The following is a 17,692-nucleotide window of genomic DNA, read 5'->3' as shown; positions in this document are numbered from 1 at the left end:
GTAACTGTTCACCCAGATGGCATTGACAGGAAAAAGTGAGACGATCATCCCTTGATCCACTGTTGCCCCTTGCCTGATCCCGCCAGCTTGGCACCATCACGTCATGAGCAAACCCATTACGCCACCACCCGGCCTGCCGCTGACCCTCGAGCAAGCCAACGAGCTGATTTACAAGCTGATGGCGCGCATCGCCGAGCTTGAAGACCGCCTCAACCAAAACAGCAATAACTCCTCCAAGCCCCCCTCCACTGATGGCTCGGGGACCCCGCCTGCGCGCAAGCGCCCCGCTTCCGGCAAGGCTCGTGGTGCCCAGCCTGGCCACAAGGGGCAGCGGCGTGAACGTCATCCTGAGGACGACCGACTGACGGCAATACCACACTATCCTGCCCGGCAGTGCGCCTGCTGTGGTGAGCAGGTGGTGTCCCATGACAAGCCCTACCGGGTTCATCAGGTGTTTGACCTGCCCGAGGTCAGCTATGTGGTGACAGAGCATCAGCTGTATCGGGGCACCTGCCGTGGGTGCGTCACCACCAGTGAAGCAGCCCTGCCCGATACGGTGAGCCACAGCCAGATGGGGGCTAATCTGCTGAGCTATATCGCTTTGCAGAGTGGTCAGTTCCACCAGAGCATCAGCAAGATACAGCAGCAGCTCAAGCAGCACTTCGGTTTGAGCTTTAGCCGAGGCGCCATCAGTGAAGCGCAAGGCCGGGTCAGCGCCATGCTCACCCCGACCCACCAAGCCATCAAACAGCAAGTGCAGTCTGCCGCCATCATCCATGCCGATGAAACCCGGCACCAGCGGGGCGGTGAGCGACGCTGGATGTGGCTGGCCCTGAGCAAGGTCGCGGTCTGCTTCATGACGGCGTTTGGCCGCGGTCAGGAGGCAGCGAAGCGGTTGCTGGGCAGTGAGCTTGATGGGGTGCTGGTGACCGACCAGTATGCGGGATACCGCTTCATCGACAGCGCCCAGCGCCAACTGTGCTGGGCGCATGTGCTGCGCAACGTGGCGGCGATTGCCGAGAGTAGCGACGCCGTCAACCAGCCTATCGGAGCCCGGCTGGTACTGCTGGCTGACACGGTGTTCAGAACCCGGCATGGCTATGAACAAGGCTGCTTAAGCCGGGAGCAGTACCAGCGAAGGTTGCAGCGATGTCGGCAAAGCTGGCGAAGGCAGCTGGAGCGGGGCAGTGTACTGTGTTCCAAGCGCTACCGTGGGCGCTGCCAGTTACTGCTCAAGGACGATGAGATGCTATGGCGTTTTATGGAAAACGACGAGATAGCGCTGACCAACAATGAAGCGGAGCGGGCGCTGCGTGGCTATGTGCTGTGGCGCAAGGGAAGCTATGGCGTCTGGTCGCATCGAGGCGAGCAGTTCAGGCAGCGTATCCTATCGTTGGTGGAGACGGCCAAGCGATTGGGCCGCTGCCCGCAGGAGTGGCTGAGGGCAGTTGTCAGGTCCTGCATCGAGAAAACCGACTACCCGTTCCCGGAGGAGTTGGTGCTGTCAACACCGTCCCGGTGAACGGTTACGGTCAAACAGCAGGGCTTCACTCCCCCTGGAGGCGGTGAGCACCCAGCTCGACTCGTCGCGGCTGAGCAGCCCGTCGCCGGGTCGGGCAGCCAGACCGTTGCCGGTCAGCTCCCCTGAAATCATGTGCAGGTAACCATGACGCCCTTGCAGTGCCCACTCCAGGGTCTCCCCTTCTGCGAGCTGCAGACGCCACACTCTGGCCTGCTGGCGGATCCTGAAGGATCCCGCCTCGCCGTCCGGTGACGCCACCAGCGTCATCCCGGGCTTGTTTTCAATCTTCTTCTGCTGATAACCCGGGGTCGTGCCGTGTTCATTCGGCTCGATCCAGATTTGCAGCAGGGAGAGCGGCTCGGTTTGCGAGGGGTTGTACTCGCTGTGCCGGATGCCGGACCCTGCGCTCATCAGCTGGAAATCCCCCGCCGGGATCTGCTCGGCGTGGCCGAGGCTGTCCTTGTGCTCTATGGTGCCTTGCAGCACGCAGGTGAGGATCTCCATGTTGGCGTGAGGGTGGGTCGCGAAACCGCCACCCGGCGCCACCCGATCCTGATTGATGACCCGCAGGGCAGAGTGTCCCATCCATTCCGGGTCATAGTAGTGACCGAAGGAGAAGCTGTGACGGGCATCCAGCCAGCCAAAGTTGGCCTTGCCCCGTGCTTCTGCGGCTCTCAATTTCATCATGGTGTGCTCCTCACTGACCAAGTTGGTTCATTAACGCTGGCGACCGTCACCCAGACCGAAGGGGATGCGGTAGCTGCTGCTTTCGTTGCCCAGGCTCACCGTCAGGTTGCCCTGGGTGCGGCTCGGGATGGCGACCTGCTGGGTGCCCATCAGGTTGGCGTGGACGGAAGCCAGCAGATCACCGGACTCGTCGCGCACCTCCAGCATGGGGTTGGCCTTGCCGTCCATCGCGGCGGTGGCGCTCCAGTTGACGAACAGCACGCCCGGGGCGGCATTGAAGTCAGCGGGAACGGCAGCCTGGGCGGCACCTGCGGTCATCAGGCCTGCAACGGCCAGCATCTTGATTACGTTTTTCATGTTCATTCACTCTCTTGGGTTTTATGTCATTGCCAAGGCCCCTTGGGCCCGAATCAATGCATCCATGCAAGAGATCATTCAAATACTATGTTGTTCTTTTGCTGACATCAGACATCGTGTTTGGGGATGTCTCAGCCCGGAACTACCTTTTATTTGGCTGCCAGGCGTTCCTGCCTAAGCGTTGATTGAATATTAAAGTGACTTCCCCTAACTTGTTAGCGAGATAATCTGGTAAACACATTCAAAAAAATTGAAGGTTGGATATGGCCAAGGAATCGAACAAGGAGCGGGCGCTGACCCTGGAGGCGATCCGGGTGCTGGACGCCATCGACCGTCGTGGCAGCTTCGCGGCGGCGGCCGACGAGCTGGGCAAGGTGCCTTCGGCGCTGAGCTACACGGTACAAAAGCTGGAAGACGAGCTGGACGCCATGCTGTTCGACCGCAGCGGCCACAGGACCAAGTTCACCCCGGCGGGCCGCATGCTGCTGGAGCGGGGCCGGGTGCTGCTGGAGGCGGCCGAGCACCTGGTGGGGGAGACCCGGGCCCTCTCCCGTGGCTGGGAGACCGACATCACCATCGCCGTCGATGCCTTGATGCCGGTACAGGCTCTCTACCCCCTGGTGGATCGGCTGGCCGAACAGACCGATACCCGGCTGAGGTTTCGCGCCGAGGTGCTGGCGGGCAGTTGGGAGTGCCTGGAAGATGGCCGCGCCGACCTGCTCATCTCCTCTCTCAATGCCGATATCGCCATGACCGGCATCAAGCACCAGGTGCTCAGGGAGGAGGTGATGCTCTACGTCGCCCACCCCGATCACCCCCTGCATCAGGAACCCGAGCCCCTGGCGGACGAGACCCTGCGCCGCTATCGCGCCATCGCGGTGGCCGACACGGCACTGCGCAAGCCGGTGCTCACCTACCGCCTGCTCGACAAGCAGCCGCGCCTGACCGTCAGCACCATGGGGGAGAAGCGGGACGCCCTGCTGGCGGGGCTCGGCATCGGCACCATGCCGCAACGCTGGATTGAAGAGGACATCAAGGCGGGCAGACTCAAAGTGATCAGTCCCGAATATCGCCACCAGATCCAGGTCGTGCTGGCCTGGCGGCGAGACACCATGGGTAAGGCCAAGAGCTGGCTGGTGCGGGAGATCCCCAAGCTGTTTGCCGGTCAGGGGGAATAAAGGACTGCCTTCCGGGGTCGGTGGCGCAGGAAGTACCAAAACTGCGCCCCATTCTTGACGACGGGCTCAGATTCGGAGAAAAGAAAAAAAGCGGACCTCTTGCGAGTTCCGCTCAATGCCAGGAAAGAATAAAACCTTGCGGTTAAAAAAACCCTTAAATTGGAAGCAAACAATCGTTTTCTCAACCAGGAAGGTATTGAATCCGATTCGTGTTGAATTATGTGCGATGTAATATGCATCACCAGCAAAATGTTGAAAGGTTGAAGGATATGCACCACCGAGTGTCACTTTCTGCCACCTTGCACCACAACTGGTCAGGCCATTTCCGCCATTATCACCGGGTTACCCTGCTCTGGTTTTTCTAGGTGTCAAAATTTGAGCCCGATACAGACAAACCACTCAATTTCTGACACGACTAAAAATGCAGATAAAGGAATAGTTGCATGACCTACAGCCAGACACTGGCCAATCACATCCTCGACACCCTGAAGAAAACCCTGACCGACAAGGGGATCCGCTATCAGACCCTGGCAGAAGCCATGGGGGTTTCCATCGCCACCGTGAAGCGCATGATGAACAAGCCCTCCCTGCCGTTCGACACCCTGCTGGAGATCTGCCATCTGGTGGGACTCTCCTTCGAAGAGCTGCTGGACCGGACCCAGGATGCCCAGAGCCGCCGGGCCGTCTTTACCCAGGAGCAGGATGAGGCGTTTCACAAGGAGCCGGGGCTTTATGCCTTCCTCGCCAACATCTTCTGGCGCGACAAGACCCTTATCGATCTCAAGCGGGAGTACGGCCTGACCGATGCCTCCTGCTACCTCTATCTGCGCAAGCTGGAGAAGCTCGGCATCCTGCAGCTTGGCATCGACAACAGCTACCACTTCCTCATCAGCGAGCGCATCAGCTTCGAGCAGCACAGCCGTTTCGCCCGCCAGCAGGCGCGCCAGGCCATGTCGGTGCTGGGGGACTATCTGGTGGAGAACATGCACAGGCCCAACAACTACATGGCGCTGTGCCAGCTCCATCTGGGGGAGAGCGAGGCCATGGCGCTGATCGATCGCATGAAGGAGTACTGGCATCAGGAGCTCAAGCTCAACCGCCCCGCCATCGGCCAGCGGGAGGGCAGCAAGACCTACACCATGTCGCTGCAACTGGCCGACTGCGGCTACCAGAGCTTCGACGATCTGATCCCCAACATCGACAACTGATCCCGGTGGATCCTGCGGGATCCGCCATGTCAGCGCCAGAACGCCGCTACTCTGCCAGTTGCACCTGCCGCGCGCCGGTGGCGAGCGGTTGCAGTGCCCGGGTATCCAGGCAGATGCGGATGGCGTCCGGTCGCCAGTGCTCGATGTCGCAATCCACCAGCTTCCCCTCCTCGTCATGATTGACCCGCACCAAGCGCAGCACGGCACTCCCCTGGGCCAGGTTGAGAGCGCGGGCTATCTCTCCCCGGGCCGCCGAGGGGGTGATCTCGAGGCTCGCCCAGCCCTGGCCTATGCCATAGCGCTGCCGGTAAAGCTCGGTGAGGGAGCTGGCCAGAGGAGCGCTGGCGATGCCGGGGAAACGGCTCGCCAGCAGGTGATGGCTGACGTGCAGCACCGGGCGACCGTCGATCAGCCGCTGGCGGCGGATCTCGTAGAGCGGCGTAAAGGGTTCCAGACCCATCCAGCGGCACAACTCGCTGCTGGCAAGCTGGTTGCCATGGGCCAGCACCCGGGTCTCGGCGGTGCGCTGCTGCTCGCCAATCCACTGGTGAAAGTGGGTGTGGATGGCAGGATCGTAGGTGAGGCGGGGCGGCGCCACGAACCAGCCGCGCCGCTCGGCCCGGTAGATGAGGCCGTCCGCCTCGAGGCTGGAGAGCGCCTCCTTGATGGTGATGCGGGTGGTGGCGAATCGCTCGCTCAGGGCCCGTTCGGCGGGCAGCTGCTGCCCCGCCGCCAGGTGTCCGCTGCCGATATAGCGGCGCAGGGTCCGGCAAATCTGTTCACACTTGGAGGGTGTGCGGCCATCGGCCATCCCCTGTTCACTCAATCGCTCTGTCACTGTCACATCCCTGTCGGTCATTCGGGTTTGCACACCACTGGAGTAGACCAGAGGTTGTCGACCCCGAGTTGTAACCGCCCCTGATGACAGCGCCATGACAGGGCGATTGTCACGAAACTGCCATCAAAGCGCCCCGCCACCGTCATATTTCCCCTCTAGCATCCCTCTCGAACCTTAACTGACCTAGTCCAGAGGGATGGGATGATGAAAAGCGTGATCGCAAGTGCACTGGCCCTGGTGGCCATCAGTCAACCGCTGTTTGCCGCCGAGAACATCGCGGATCTCGAAAAAGCCGCCCGCGGTGAGGGCCAGCTCCAGAGCGTCGGCATGCCGGACAGCTGGGCCAACTGGAAGGATACCTGGCAGCAGCTCGGCAGCATCTACGGCATCAAGCATCAGGATACCGACATGAGCTCGGCCCAGGAGATCGCCAAGTTCGCCGCCGAGAAGGCCAATGCCACCGCCGACATCGGCGACGTGGGCGGCGCCTTCGGCCCGGTGGCGGTCAAGCAGGGGGTCACCCAGCCCTACAAGCCCTCCACCTGGGCCGACATTCCGAACTGGGCCAAGGATGCGGATGGCCACTGGATGCTGGCCTATACCGGCACCATCGCCTTCCTGATCAACAAGGATCTGGTCAAGGCCGCCCCCACCAGCTGGCAATCCCTGCTGGGTGGCGACTACAAGGTGACCCTGGGTGACGTGGGCGTCGCCTCCCAGGCCAACAACGGCGTGCTGGCGGCGGCCTATGCCACCGGCGGCAGCGAGAAGAATCTGAAACCCGCCCTGGATCTGTTCGGCAAGCTGGCCAAGCAGGGCCGTCTGTCGCTGAACGACCCGACCATCGCCAACATCGAGAAAGGCGAAGTGGAAGTGGGGGTACTGTGGGACTTCAACGCCCTCAACTACCGCGACCAGATCGACCCCAAGAAGTTTGATGTGGTGATCCCGAGCGACGGCTCCGTCATCGCCGGCTACACCACCATCATCAACAAGTGGGCCAAGAACCCCAACGCAGCCAAGCTGGCGCGGGAATACATCCTCTCCGATGCAGGTCAAATCAACCTGGCCCGTGGCTACGCCCGCCCCATTCGCAGCAACGTGACCCTGCCGGATGACGTCAAGGCCAAGCTGCTGCCGGCCGAGCAGTATGCCAACGCCAAGCCGGTGCAGGATCACGCCGCCTGGGAGCAGAGCTCCAAGGCCCTGCCGCGCCAGTGGCAGGAAACCGTCATGATCAACATGCAGTAAGGAGCGGCCAGTGCAACACAAGGTGATAGTGGTACTTGTGGATGGCCTGGCAGCAGAGGTAGCCCATTGCATGGGCTACCTCTGTGGCATGGTGGAGGCAGAGCGCGGCCTGCATACGACCCTGAGTGCCGCCCTGCCCTCCCTCTCCCGCCCTCTCTACGAGTGCATCCTGACCGGCGTGCCGCCGGTGGCGAGCGGGATCACCCACAACGGGGTGAGTCGTCTCAGTCTGCATGACTCCATCTTCCATCTGGCCCGGGCCGCGGGTAAACGCACCGCAGCGGCGGCCTACCACTGGGTGAGCGAGCTTTACAACAAGAGCCCCTGGCTGGCGGCCCGCGATCGCTTCACCCATGACGAGCAGCTGCCGATCCAGCACGGTTGCTTCTACTGGGATGACAACTACCCCGACAGCCATCTACTGATGGATGGCGAGTGGCTGCGCAGCCAGTACGACCCCGATTTTCTGCTGATCCACCCCATGGGGGTGGACGATGCGGGCCACCAGTTTGGCCTCGATTCCCGCCAGTACCGCAATCAGGCGCGCCGCATGGACAGCCTGCTGGCCGACCTGCTGCCCCAGTGGCTGGCAGAGGGGTATCAGGTGGTGATCACCTCGGATCACGGCATGAACAACGATCTCAGCCATGGCGGCACCCTGGCCGAGGAGCGCACTGTGCCGCTCTGGCTCTTTGGCGATGCCTTCGTCGAGCGCTGGCCGGATGGGGTAGTGATCGCCCAGACCCAGCTCTGCGCCCTGATGGCGGATCTGCTGGGAGTTCCCCACGACAAGCCGGCAGCCCCCCCGCTGCTCAAGGCGGCCTTTATGCGCGAGGTGCACTGATGATGCCTGCCACCACCGAGATCCTCGCGGATCAACAGGTGAAGCCACGCCGGGTGCGCCGCCACTGGCTGCCGGCCCTGGTGCTGCTGCCCTTTGTCCTCTTGATGATCCTGTTTCAGCTCGCCCCCATGGTGTGGGTACTGGTGGGCAGCGTCCAGACAACCGATGGCTGGGGTCTCGACCATTACCGGGATATTTTGAGCTCCCCCTTCTATCTGCAATCCTTCGGCAACTCCTTGCGCATCGCCGGCATCGCCAGCCTGGCGGGGCTCGCCATCGGCACCCTCGGGGCCGCGGCCCTGCGCCACAGCGGCGAGCGGGTCAAGCGGGTGCTGCTGGCCTTCGTCACCATGACCGGCAACTTCAGCGGCGTTCCGCTGGCGTTCGCCTTCATCATCGTGCTCGGCATCAATGGCGCCGTTACCCTGTTGCTCAAATCCTGGGGCCTCATCGACGGCTTCAACCTCTATTCGGGCAGCGGCCTTATCCTGATTTACACCTACTTCCAGATCCCGCTCGCGTTGCTGCTGCTCTACCCGGCGTTCGACGCCCTGCAGGATGAGTGGCCCCAGGCCGCCGCCCTGCTGGGTGCGAGCAGGGGGCAGTATGTGTGGCACGTGGCCCTGCCGGTGCTGACGCCCGCCTTGCTCGGCACCCTGATCATCCTGTTTGCCAACGCGGTGGGGGCCTATGCCTCCGCCTACGCCCTCACCACCGGCAACTTCAATCTGGTGACCATCCGGGTGGCCAGTCTGGTCTCCGGCGACATCTTCCTCGAGCCGAATCTCGCGGCGGCGCTGGCGGTGATCCTGATGGTGCTGCTGGGGGTGGTGACAGCCGCCAACCAGTGGCTGCTGAAAAAGAGCTATGTGAACAAGGGGCAATCCCATGCATGATTTGACGCCGCGCTGGCCCAGATGGGTGCTGGGGGCGCTGGTCGCCACCCTGCTGCTACCGCTGCTGGCCACCTTTCTCTACTCCATCTCCACTCGCTGGGGGGCGACCCTGCTGCCGGATGGCTTTACCCTCGACTGGTATCTCAAACTCTGGGGCGACCCGCGCTTTCTGGCGGCCTTTGGCCGCAGCCTCCTGGTCTGTTTCGCCACCCTGCTGCTGGGGACCCTGGTGCTGGTGCCTACCGTGCTGGTGGTGGCCTACTACTTCCCCAGGCTGGATCCCTGGATGAACCTCTTGATCCTGCTCCCCTTCGCGGTGCCGCCCGTGGTCTCTTCGGTGGGGCTGCTGCAGATCTACGCCGACGGCGTGCTGCCGATCATCGGCACGCCGTGGATCCTGATCGGGACCTGGTTCACCGTGGTCCTCCCCTTCATGTACCGGGCGCTGGCCAACAGCCTGCAAGGGGTGCCGCTCAAGGATCTGATGGATGCCGCTCACCTGCTGGGGGCGAGCAGCGCCCGCGCCTTCCTGCTGGTGGTGATCCCCTGCCTGCGCAAGGGGCTGCTGGCGGCGCTGTTTCTCTCGCTCTCCTTCCTGCTCGGCGAGTTCGTGTTTGCCAACATGCTGGTGGGCACCCGTTACGAGACCCTGCAGGTCTACCTCTACAACATGCGTGCCACCTCGGGCCACTTCACCAGCGCCCTGGTGATGAGCTACTTCCTGCTGACCCTGCTGCTCACCTGGGCAGCCAACAGATTTCATCGGTGAATCAACATGTTCCATCTAGAAGTGAATCAACTGCACAAATCCTACGGCGACACCAAGGTGTTCGAGGGAATTGAATTCGGCATCCGCAAGGGGGAGCTGGTGACCCTGCTCGGCCCCTCCGGCTGCGGCAAATCCACCCTGCTGCGGGCGCTGGCCGGGCTCACCCCGGTGGATGGCGGTCAGGTGCGGGTGGCCGGTGAGGACATTACCTGGCAGGCACCTCAGAAGCGGGGCATCGGCATGGTGTTCCAGAGCTATGCGCTCTTCCCCAACATGACGGTGTGGGACAACGTCGCCTTCGGCCTCAAGATGAAGCCCCAGCCGGGGCGGGATCTCGCCGCCAGCGTGCAGGAGGCGCTAGAGCTGGTGGAGCTGACCGGCTTCGAGCGCCGCTATCCGGCCGAGCTCTCCGGCGGCCAGCGCCAGCGAGTGGCGCTGGCCCGGGCTCTGGTGGTGCAGCCGCGGATCCTGCTGCTGGATGAGCCGCTCTCGGCGCTGGATGCCCGCATCCGCCGCAGCCTGCGCCAGCAGATCCGCGAGATCCAGCAGCGCCTCGAGCTCACCACCATCTTCGTGACCCACGATCAGGAGGAGGCGCTGACCCTGTCGGATCGGATCTTCCTGATGAACAAGGGGTCCATCGTCCAGAGCGGCACACCGGAGCAGATCTACACCCGCCCCGCCAGCGAGTTCGTGGCGGGCTTTATCGGCAACTACAACCTGCTGGGTGGAGAGCAGGCCAAATCCCTGTTCGGCCCGCGCTTTCGCGGCAAGCTGGCGCTGCGACCGGAGTCCATCACCCTGCTGCCCGCCGGGGCGACCAGCCACGAGCCCAGCCTGCCCGGCATCGTTCGCCAGCAGCAGCTGCTCGGCAACGTCATCCGCTATCAGGTGGAGTGCGAGGCGGGGCTGTTGACGGTGGATTGCCTCAACCGCCGTGCCGGCGATCTGCTGCCGGTAGGCAGCGCCGTGACCCTGGTGGTGGCCCGGGATCAACTCTGTGAGGTAGCATAACGCCATGAATCCCATTCATTTTTCAGCCAGTACCCCGATGCTGGCAGCCAACCCGAGGAGCAGCCATGGCCCTGGCACTGTTTGATCTGGACGAGACCCTGATAGCGGGGGATTCCGCCAGCCTCTGGCTGGAGTACATGGTGGCCCAGGAGCTGGCCCCGGCGGGCATGGTGGCCGAGGAGCAAGCCATGATGTCCCTCTACCATCAGGGCAAGATGGACATGCACCAGTACATGGCCTTCACCCTGCAACCGCTGGCAGGCAGGACGCGCCAGTGGCTCGACTCCCTCTGCACCCGCTTTGCCGAGCAGGTACTGCGGGAGCGTATCTATCCGGAGGGGTTGGCCCGCATCGAGTGGCATCGCCAGCGTGGCGACGAGCTGGTGCTCATCTCCGCCTCCGGCGAGCATCTGGTGGCCCCCATGGCGCAGATGCTGGGGATGGATCACTGCGTGGCCATCCTGCTCGACGAGGAAGCCGGCATGCTGACCGGCCAGACCCGCGGCACCCTGAGTTTTCGCGAAGGCAAGGTGGCCCGCATCAACCAGCTCTTTGCCGGAAAGGAACACCTCTGGCAGGGGAGCTTCGGCTACAGCGACTCCCACAACGATCTGCCCATGCTGCGGGCGGTGAGCCATCCCCATGCGGTCAATCCGGCCCCCGCCCTGCGCCAGTGCGCCGAGGAGCTGGACTGGCCCCTCTGGACCTGGCAGTTGCACCCTTGATCCGCGCAATGAAGAAGAGGCCCTCAGGCCTCTTCTTTGCTCAACATGCCATCCCCTGAGGGCGAGTCGTCCCGGGGAGCCAGGGGATCCACCATGTAGATGCGATTCTTGCCGTCACCCTTGGCGCGATAGACCTCGGCATCGACCATGGTCAGCAGGCTCCTGGCCCCAAGCCCGGGGGCACTCGCCACCAGGCCGCCGCTGAAGGTGATCCCAAGACCGGGTTCACGCCAGTGCAGGGAGGCCACCCCAATCCTGTACTGCTCCAGCAGCATCTGGCAGAAGTGGATATCCGGATTGGCGAACAGCACCACCAGCTCTTCCCCGCCATAGCGGCATACCCAGCCATGATCCCCCAGCAGCTTGGCGCCAAAACTGGCCACCCGCTTGAGCACCACATCCCCGGTCTGGTGGCCATAGGTGTCATTGATCCGCTTGAAACCGTCCAGATCGATCATGGCCAGGCAGAAGCTGTCCTGATCGAGCAGCAGCCGATTCAACCGCTCGTCGAAGAAGCGCCGGTTGTAAAGGCCGGTCAGCTTGTCGAGGTTCGCCTGCTGGCGCACCTCGTGGTAATCCTTGCTCACCTCCGCCAGCTCGGCATAGACGTGCCTGAGCTCGCGCATCCCCCCCTGGTGCACCTCGTCAGGCTGGGTCCGGCTGGCCCGGATCACGGTGGAGATCTCGTCCAGCATCCGCCTGAAATAACGGGACCAGATCAGTGCCAGCACCATGTAGAGCACGCTGGCCAGCACGATGATCCCGAGCACGTTGAGGGAGGCGCTCGCCACCACCGCCTGGATGCTGGAGGCGGGCAACACGCTGATCAGCACCCAGTTGTGGTCCGGCAGGCGGCTGTAGGCCACGAACTGGCGAGACGCCTGATCCAGGAAGATGCCGTCCTCCCCGCTGAAGCGGGAGAGCCAGGTCGGGTGGGTCATGGGCTTGAGCAGTTGTGAGGGATCGGGGTGGGCCAGCACCTTGCCCGACTGGTTGACGATCATCTGGTAGCCGCTGTTCCACTGCCGGTTCAGCTGGGCGGAGAAGGGGGCCAGGATGGCATCCACCGCGAAGACCCCCCGCACCTTGCCCTCCTTGTCGGTGATGGCCCGCGCCAGGGCGATCACCAGCGTGCCGTTGGTGTAGTCGTAGTAGGGTTCGGTCCAGACCATCTTGCCCACATGCTGGCTGGCCAGCTGATACCAGGGGCGCACCCTGGGATCGAAGTCCGCATCCGCCTGCCATTCGGGGTAGATCAGCATCTGGCGCTCGGCGGTGCCCACATAGATGTAGATGAGATCCGCCATCACCCCCTTGTAGAGGCGCCACTCCCTGAGATAGGAGTCGGTGTTGCGCAAACGGGGGCCGCTGATGTCCTCCACCTTGATCTGGTCGTAGATGAGGGAGAACTGACGCTCCATCTCGTTTAGGTAGGGCTCGATGAAGACATGGCGCAACTGGTGATTGGTGGCGAGCAGGCGCTGTTGCAGCTCTCGCTGCAGGCTGCGCTCCATGTGCAGGTAGTAGATGGCACCCAGCATCAGGACGGGAATGAAGAGCAGAAGCAGGCCCAGGCGCATCCGTGCCACCAGGGACCAGGTCTTTTTGGAGACTGCTCGCTTATCCAACCCTGACTCCATGCTATCCCCTGACATCGTGTAGTGTCAGAATATCAGCCCCACCTGATGGCGTCCAAAGGGAAGCGCATCATGTGGCCAACGAGAAGGAACTGGCCTGGATGTTGAAACCGGAACTGCTGACTGCCCTCCATTACTGCGCCGTGATCACCCTGACCGGTGCCATCACCTCGGAGTATTTCCTGTTCCGGCGCGGCATGTCCATCGAGCAGGTGCGCAAGCTGCTGCTGGCTGACAGCCTGGCCGCCCTGGCCCTGCTGCTCATCTTCATCACGGGCGTGCTGCTGGTGGTCGCCCATCCCCAGCCACCGGCCATCCTGCTTGCCAATCCGGGTTACCGCACCAAGCTGCTGATGTTCTTCGCCATGGCCATCAGCTTTGGCTACCCCAGCCGGCTGTTCCACCACTGGCGCCGATCCTTGCGCCAGGGACGGGCTCCCCTTGTCTCCACCCAGCAGCAGTTCTGGGTGATCTGGATCCTTAGGGGCAACCTGCTGCTGCTCGCCCTGCTGCCCCTGCTCGCCAAGCTGGCCAGCCGCTGATCCTGCCCTCGCCCGGCAACAAATGGCTGACGACAAACGCCCCTTCTCGCAGGTATCGTAATGGCGGGGCCCGAGTGCCGCCGAGACTCTTTCTCAGGGATGATTCCGTATGCGTTCAAACATGATGTTATTGATGGCCGCCGCCATCTGGGGGCTGGGCTTCGTCGCCCAGCGTCTGGGGATGGATCACATGGGGCCCTTCACCTTCAACGGCCTGCGCTTCCTGCTGGGCGCCCTCTCCCTGCTGCCGCTCTTGTGGTGGCTCAAGTCACGCCAGCCGCCCCAGCCTGCCGGTGATCACCGCCTGCTGCTGACCGGGGGCCTCATCGCCGGCACCGTGCTCTTCTCCGCCGCCTCCCTGCAACAGGTGGGACTGCTCTACACCACGGCCGCCAAGGCGGGCTTCATCACCGGCCTCTACATCATCCTGGTCCCCGTCATCGGCCTGGCCCTGCGCCACAAGACCGGGGCCAACACCTGGGTAGGCGCCCTCATCGCCATGGCCGGGCTCTACTACCTCAGCGTCACCGAGGAGTTCACCATCGGCTACGGCGATCTGCTGCAAGTGATCGGGGCCCTGTTCTGGGCCGTGCACCTGCTGGTGCTGGATCACTACTCGAACCGGGTCGCCCCCATTCGTCTTGCCGGGGTGCAGTTCGTGGTGTGCGGCCTGCTCAGCCTGGCCACGGCCTTCATCATCGAGACCCCGACGGCGAGTGGTGCCGTGGCGGGATGGCAGGCGCTGCTCTACGCCGGTCTAGTCTCGGTCGGCATCGGCTATACCCTGCAGGTGGTGGGGCAGCGCGGTGCCCATCCGGCCCACGCCGCCATCATCCTCAGCCTGGAGACGGTGTTCGCCGCCATCGGCGGTGTCCTGCTGCTGGGGGAACATCTGGACGAACGGGCCGTGGTCGGCTGCGCCCTGATGCTGGCGGGGATGCTCATCTCCCAGATCCGGCTTCGCTGGTGGTGGAAGTCCCGCCGCAACAAGGTGCCCAGCCAGCCCTGATATCTGCGGTGGTCATGGACCCCAAATAAAACGAGGCGCCCTTGGGCGCCTCGTTTTATTGCCGCCTGCCTAGCGCACGCTGGAGCAGAAGCTCACGTCATCGCGCAGGGGGTCATTGCTCACGCTGTGATAGAGCTCGAAGCAGGGGCCGTCCCCAAAGGCGAGCCCGGCCGCGACGATATCGCCGATGTGCTCCTGCCAGCGCTCCCCGTACTGGCTGCGATCCGTGATAAGATAGCGGGACTGGGCGTAGCGTCCGGCGGGGATGAGCTGAATTTCCACCTCCCCCGCCCCCAGGGTACCTACCGGCACGCTGATGCCGATATCGGTGCGGCACTGGGCCGGCGGCGTCACCTCGGGGTTGTCGTGGTAGATGAAGATCCACTCTCCCCCTTCCAGGCCACGGGGCGCGGCCCACTGGTGAAGGCGATGGCAGACGGCGTCATACCCTTCGCCATAGGGGCCGGTCACGCGGATATAGGCCAGGGTGCGGGCGTCCATCTCGACGGTGTTCATGGTGTTGCTCCTTGCTGATGAGTGGCCTTCAGCATAAGGGAGTGACCCTTGCCATGCGTGTCCTTCCTTGCGATCCAGGTGTCCGTTCTTGCCCTTGTCGCGGCGAAACGCCCCCGGAGTGCAACCATAGTGACGACGAAACGCCTTGGCGAAAGCCTGGGAGCTGCCAAACCCCGCCCCCAGAGCGATGGCGGTGACGCTGGCATCGGTGTAGCAGAGCTGCCAGGCCGCCCGCTGCATCCGCAGGCGGCGGCACATCTCGCCGGGGGCCTCCCCCACCACGGCGGTGAATACCCGGTGGAAGTGGTAGAGGGAGAGGCAGGCGCGACTCGCCAGCGCCTCGATGGAGAGATCCGGATCCTGCTCCAGTGCCCGCAGCACCGGCGTCAGGCGCTCGCGATAGTCGATCATCGGCGCACCCTGGCCATGTAGAGGGCATCCACCAGCACCCCATGACGCAGGCCGTAATCCCGGGCTACGCCCTCCTCCACGAAGCCCGCCTTGCGATAGAGGGCCAGGGCCGCCTGATTGTCGGCCCAGACCGTCAGCTCCACCCGCGTCAAGCCGAGCCAGTTGTCCGCCAGATCCAGCGCAGCCTGCATCAGGGCAGTGCCCACCCCGCGCCCGGCCCAGTCATCGTGTACCGCCATGCCGATGCTCGCCACGTGGCGGCGACGGGGGGCCGGCTCCACCATCAGAACCAGCGCCCCCGCCACCTCCCCCTCCCACTCCGCCAGCAGGCTGTAGATGCCATCCCGCGGGGTCAGCTTCTGCTCCCACTGCTGCAAGGAGGGGAAGGGAAGTTGCAGGGTGCCCGCCTGGGCATGGGGCATGGCGTGAAGATCCCGCAGGGCGGCGGCATCTTCCGGCCCGGCGCGGCGAATGGTGATGGACATGAGACCTCCTGATTGGCTGAATCCCATCTTGCCGCAAGGCTGGCGTCTGTTTCCACCCCCATCAGCGAAACCAATCAAAGGGTTAGGCACACTCCATTGGAGCCGCTCCCCCACTTCACCTAGTCTGGCGACTCATCACAAGGAGACCCGCCATGACCGACAAGACCCTGCGCAGCGCCAACGGCGCCCCCGTCGTCGACAACAACAACAGCCTCACCGCCGGCCCCCGCGGCCCCGTCCTGATGCAAGACATCTGGTTGATGGAGAAACTCGCCCACTTCGACCGCGAGCGCATTCCCGAGCGGGTGGTGCACGCCAAGGGCTCGGGCGCCTACGGCACCTTCACCGTGACTCACGACATCAGCGCCTTCAGCAAGGCTGACCTGTTCAACGCCGTCGGCAAGCAGACCCCGGTGTTCCTGCGCTTCTCCACCGTGGCCGGCGAGAAGGGCGCCGCCGACGCAGAGCGCGACGTGCGCGGCTTCGCCCTCAAGTTCTACACCGAGCAGGGCAACTGGGATCTGGTGGGCAACAACACCCCGGTGTTCTTCATTCGCGATCCCCTGAAATTCCCTGACTTCATCCACACCCAGAAGCGGGATCCCCGCACCAACCTGCGCAGCGCCACCGCCGCCTGGGACTTCTGGTCCCGCCACCCGGAATCCCTGCACCAGGTCACCATCCTCTTCAGCGATCGCGGCATTCCCAGGAGCCTGCGGGAGATGAACGGCTACGGCAGCCACACCTTCAGCTTCATCAACGACGCGAACGAGCGCTTCTGGGTCAAGTTCCACTTCAAGACCGAGCAGGGCCACCGCTTCTACACCGATGAAGAGGCGGCCACCGCCGTCGGTCAGGACAGAGAGACCAGCCAGGCAGATCTGTTCAACGCCATCGAACGGGGGGACTTCCCGCGCTGGAAGGTCTATGTGCAGGTGATGCCAGAGGCCGAAGCCCAGACCTACTCGATCCACCCGTTCGACCTCACCAAGGTGTGGCCCCACAAGGACTACCCGCTCATCCCGGTCGGCGTGCTGGAACTCAACCAGAACCCGGACAACTACTTCGCCCACGTGGAGCAGGCCGCCTTCACCCCGGCCAACGTGGTGCCCGGCATCGGCTTCTCGCCGGATCGCATGTTGCAGGGTCGCCTGTTCTCCTACGGTGACACCCAGCGCTACCGCCTCGGCGTCAACCACGGCCTGCTGCCGGTCAACGCCCCGCGCTGCCCGTTCCACCACGGTGCCCACCGCGACGGCGCCATGCGGGCGGACAGCAACGGTGGCGCCAGCCCCAACTACCAACCGAACCGCTTCGGCACCCAGCAGCCGAGCGAGCAGCACGAACCGGCCCTGAGTCTGGAAGGGGCTGCCCTGCACTACGATTTTCGCGACTACGACAGCGACTACTACAGCCAGCCGGGGGATCTCTTCCGCCTGATGGACGAGGGGCAGCGTGCCCGCCTCGCCGCCAACCTGGCCCGCTCCCTCATCAATGTGGAGGATGACGCCATCGTCGCGGCCCAGCTCAGGCACTTCGAGCAGGCCGACCCCGAGTACGCCAAGCGGGTCGAGCTGGCCCTGGCCGCCCTGCAACGCTGAGTCGCAGGCAGCCAACCTCTGCAAAAGCAAAACGGGGGCCCGATGGCCCCCGTTCTCGCATGACGGTCTTTGATGAATGAAAAACGCAGCCCGAGGCTCCGATTTCAATGCCGTATCCATCCTGGACGCAGCGCCCTCGCGCGCTTCCCTCCCTTGCCAACAAGGGGTTGTACCGCCAGCTCACGGCGGCAACGACGTTGTG

The 17,692-nt window shown here is 63.6% G+C and carries 18 protein-coding genes; 12 read left to right on the top strand and 6 right to left on the bottom strand.

All coding sequences use genetic code 11. The features are described 5' to 3' along the window. The first annotated feature begins 103 nt into the window (after nt 1-103). The gene (locus AB5Y64_RS08260) at nt 104-1,522 is read left to right on the top strand and encodes an IS66-like element ISAs21 family transposase (RefSeq protein ID WP_004576012.1); all 1,419 of its coding nucleotides are present in this window, start codon (nt 104-106) and stop codon (nt 1,520-1,522) included. Here AB5Y64_RS08260 and AB5Y64_RS08255 read toward each other — a convergent pair. Beyond that, a complete protein-coding gene (locus AB5Y64_RS08255) occupies nt 1,505-2,209 on the bottom strand; it encodes a pirin family protein (protein WP_368203622.1) in 705 nt (234 codons plus the stop codon). The two genes, AB5Y64_RS08260 and AB5Y64_RS08255, sit on opposite strands and share 18 nt — an antisense overlap. A 30-nt stretch (nt 2,210-2,239) precedes the next feature. Continuing rightward, on the bottom strand, nt 2,240-2,572 hold the full coding sequence (locus tag AB5Y64_RS08250) for a hypothetical protein (protein WP_039040128.1): 333 nt from the start codon (nt 2,570-2,572) through the stop codon (nt 2,240-2,242). 257 nt (nt 2,573-2,829) lie between these two features. Between AB5Y64_RS08250 and AB5Y64_RS08245 the strand changes: the two genes are divergently transcribed. After that, the gene (locus AB5Y64_RS08245; RefSeq protein ID WP_010675912.1) at nt 2,830-3,744 is read left to right on the top strand and encodes a LysR family transcriptional regulator; all 915 of its coding nucleotides are present in this window, start codon (nt 2,830-2,832) and stop codon (nt 3,742-3,744) included. A 443-nt stretch (nt 3,745-4,187) separates the two neighbouring features. Next, nucleotides 4,188-4,952: a helix-turn-helix transcriptional regulator gene (locus tag AB5Y64_RS08240; protein WP_010675913.1), complete on the top strand. Its 765-nt coding sequence runs from the start codon at nt 4,188-4,190 to the stop codon at nt 4,950-4,952. Between the two features lie 46 nt (nt 4,953-4,998). Here AB5Y64_RS08240 and AB5Y64_RS08235 read toward each other — a convergent pair whose 3' ends face one another. Beyond that, the gene (locus AB5Y64_RS08235; protein WP_039040129.1) at nt 4,999-5,811 is read right to left on the bottom strand and encodes a UTRA domain-containing protein; all 813 of its coding nucleotides are present in this window, start codon (nt 5,809-5,811) and stop codon (nt 4,999-5,001) included. Nucleotides 5,812-5,994: 183 nt separating this feature from the next. Here AB5Y64_RS08235 and AB5Y64_RS08230 point away from each other — a divergent pair, with 183 nt between their 5' ends. The 6 genes from AB5Y64_RS08230 to AB5Y64_RS08205 all read left to right on the top strand — a co-directional run bounded on the left by AB5Y64_RS08230 (nt 5,995) and on the right by AB5Y64_RS08205 (nt 11,289). After that, nucleotides 5,995-7,041, top strand: coding sequence for an ABC transporter substrate-binding protein (locus tag AB5Y64_RS08230; RefSeq protein WP_010675915.1), 1,047 nt, complete (start codon nt 5,995-5,997; stop codon nt 7,039-7,041). A 10-nt stretch (nt 7,042-7,051) separates the two neighbouring features. Then, nucleotides 7,052-7,885, top strand: a complete 834-nt coding sequence (locus tag AB5Y64_RS08225) for an alkaline phosphatase family protein (protein WP_039040130.1) — start codon at nt 7,052-7,054, stop codon at nt 7,883-7,885. Beyond that, nucleotides 7,885-8,781, top strand: a complete 897-nt coding sequence (locus AB5Y64_RS08220) for an ABC transporter permease subunit (RefSeq protein ID WP_039040131.1) — start codon at nt 7,885-7,887, stop codon at nt 8,779-8,781. Before AB5Y64_RS08225 ends, AB5Y64_RS08220 begins: the two co-directional genes overlap by 1 nt. Beyond that, nucleotides 8,774-9,550, top strand: a complete 777-nt coding sequence (locus AB5Y64_RS08215; protein ID WP_039040132.1) for an ABC transporter permease — start codon at nt 8,774-8,776, stop codon at nt 9,548-9,550. The genes AB5Y64_RS08220 and AB5Y64_RS08215 overlap by 8 nt, the downstream gene beginning before the upstream one ends. Before the next feature lie 6 nt (nt 9,551-9,556). Continuing rightward, nucleotides 9,557-10,564 (top strand): ABC transporter ATP-binding protein, encoded by a 1,008-nt coding sequence (locus AB5Y64_RS08210; RefSeq protein WP_039040133.1) that lies wholly within the window; start codon nt 9,557-9,559, stop codon nt 10,562-10,564. A 65-nt stretch (nt 10,565-10,629) separates the two neighbouring features. Next, a complete protein-coding gene (locus AB5Y64_RS08205) occupies nt 10,630-11,289 on the top strand; it encodes an HAD family phosphatase (protein WP_039040134.1) in 660 nt (219 codons plus the stop codon). Between the two features lie 23 nt (nt 11,290-11,312). Here AB5Y64_RS08205 and AB5Y64_RS08200 read toward each other — a convergent pair whose 3' ends face one another. Beyond that, nucleotides 11,313-12,917, bottom strand: coding sequence for a sensor domain-containing diguanylate cyclase (locus AB5Y64_RS08200; protein WP_039040135.1), 1,605 nt, complete (start codon nt 12,915-12,917; stop codon nt 11,313-11,315). A 110-nt stretch (nt 12,918-13,027) separates the two neighbouring features. Here AB5Y64_RS08200 and AB5Y64_RS08195 point away from each other — a divergent pair, with 110 nt between their 5' ends. Both AB5Y64_RS08195 and AB5Y64_RS08190 read left to right on the top strand, forming a co-directional pair. Beyond that, nucleotides 13,028-13,468, top strand: a complete 441-nt coding sequence (locus AB5Y64_RS08195) for a DUF2214 family protein (RefSeq protein WP_039040139.1) — start codon at nt 13,028-13,030, stop codon at nt 13,466-13,468. Between the two features lie 109 nt (nt 13,469-13,577). Continuing rightward, entirely contained in the window at nt 13,578-14,477 is a 900-nt protein-coding gene (locus AB5Y64_RS08190; protein WP_039040136.1) for a DMT family transporter, read from the top strand. 69 nt (nt 14,478-14,546) lie between these two features. Here the strand turns inward: AB5Y64_RS08190 and AB5Y64_RS08185 are convergent, their stop codons facing one another. Both AB5Y64_RS08185 and AB5Y64_RS08180 read right to left on the bottom strand, forming a co-directional pair. Next, nucleotides 14,547-15,404: a GyrI-like domain-containing protein gene (locus AB5Y64_RS08185; RefSeq protein WP_039040137.1), complete on the bottom strand. Its 858-nt coding sequence runs from the start codon at nt 15,402-15,404 to the stop codon at nt 14,547-14,549. Then, nucleotides 15,401-15,889, bottom strand: coding sequence for a GNAT family N-acetyltransferase (locus AB5Y64_RS08180; protein ID WP_010675925.1), 489 nt, complete (start codon nt 15,887-15,889; stop codon nt 15,401-15,403). The genes AB5Y64_RS08185 and AB5Y64_RS08180 overlap by 4 nt, the downstream gene beginning before the upstream one ends. Before the next feature lie 152 nt (nt 15,890-16,041). Here AB5Y64_RS08180 and AB5Y64_RS08175 point away from each other — a divergent pair, with 152 nt between their 5' ends. After that, nucleotides 16,042-17,490: a catalase gene (locus tag AB5Y64_RS08175; protein WP_039040138.1), complete on the top strand. Its 1,449-nt coding sequence runs from the start codon at nt 16,042-16,044 to the stop codon at nt 17,488-17,490. Nucleotides 17,491-17,692: the final 202 nt, after the last annotated feature.

This window comes from Aeromonas sp. R5-1 (assembly GCF_040908265.1).
Lineage (GTDB): Bacteria > Pseudomonadota > Gammaproteobacteria > Enterobacterales > Aeromonadaceae > Aeromonas > Aeromonas caviae.
Note: the sequence above shows the minus strand (reverse complement) of the source record. Positions and strands in the feature narration are given on the sequence as shown.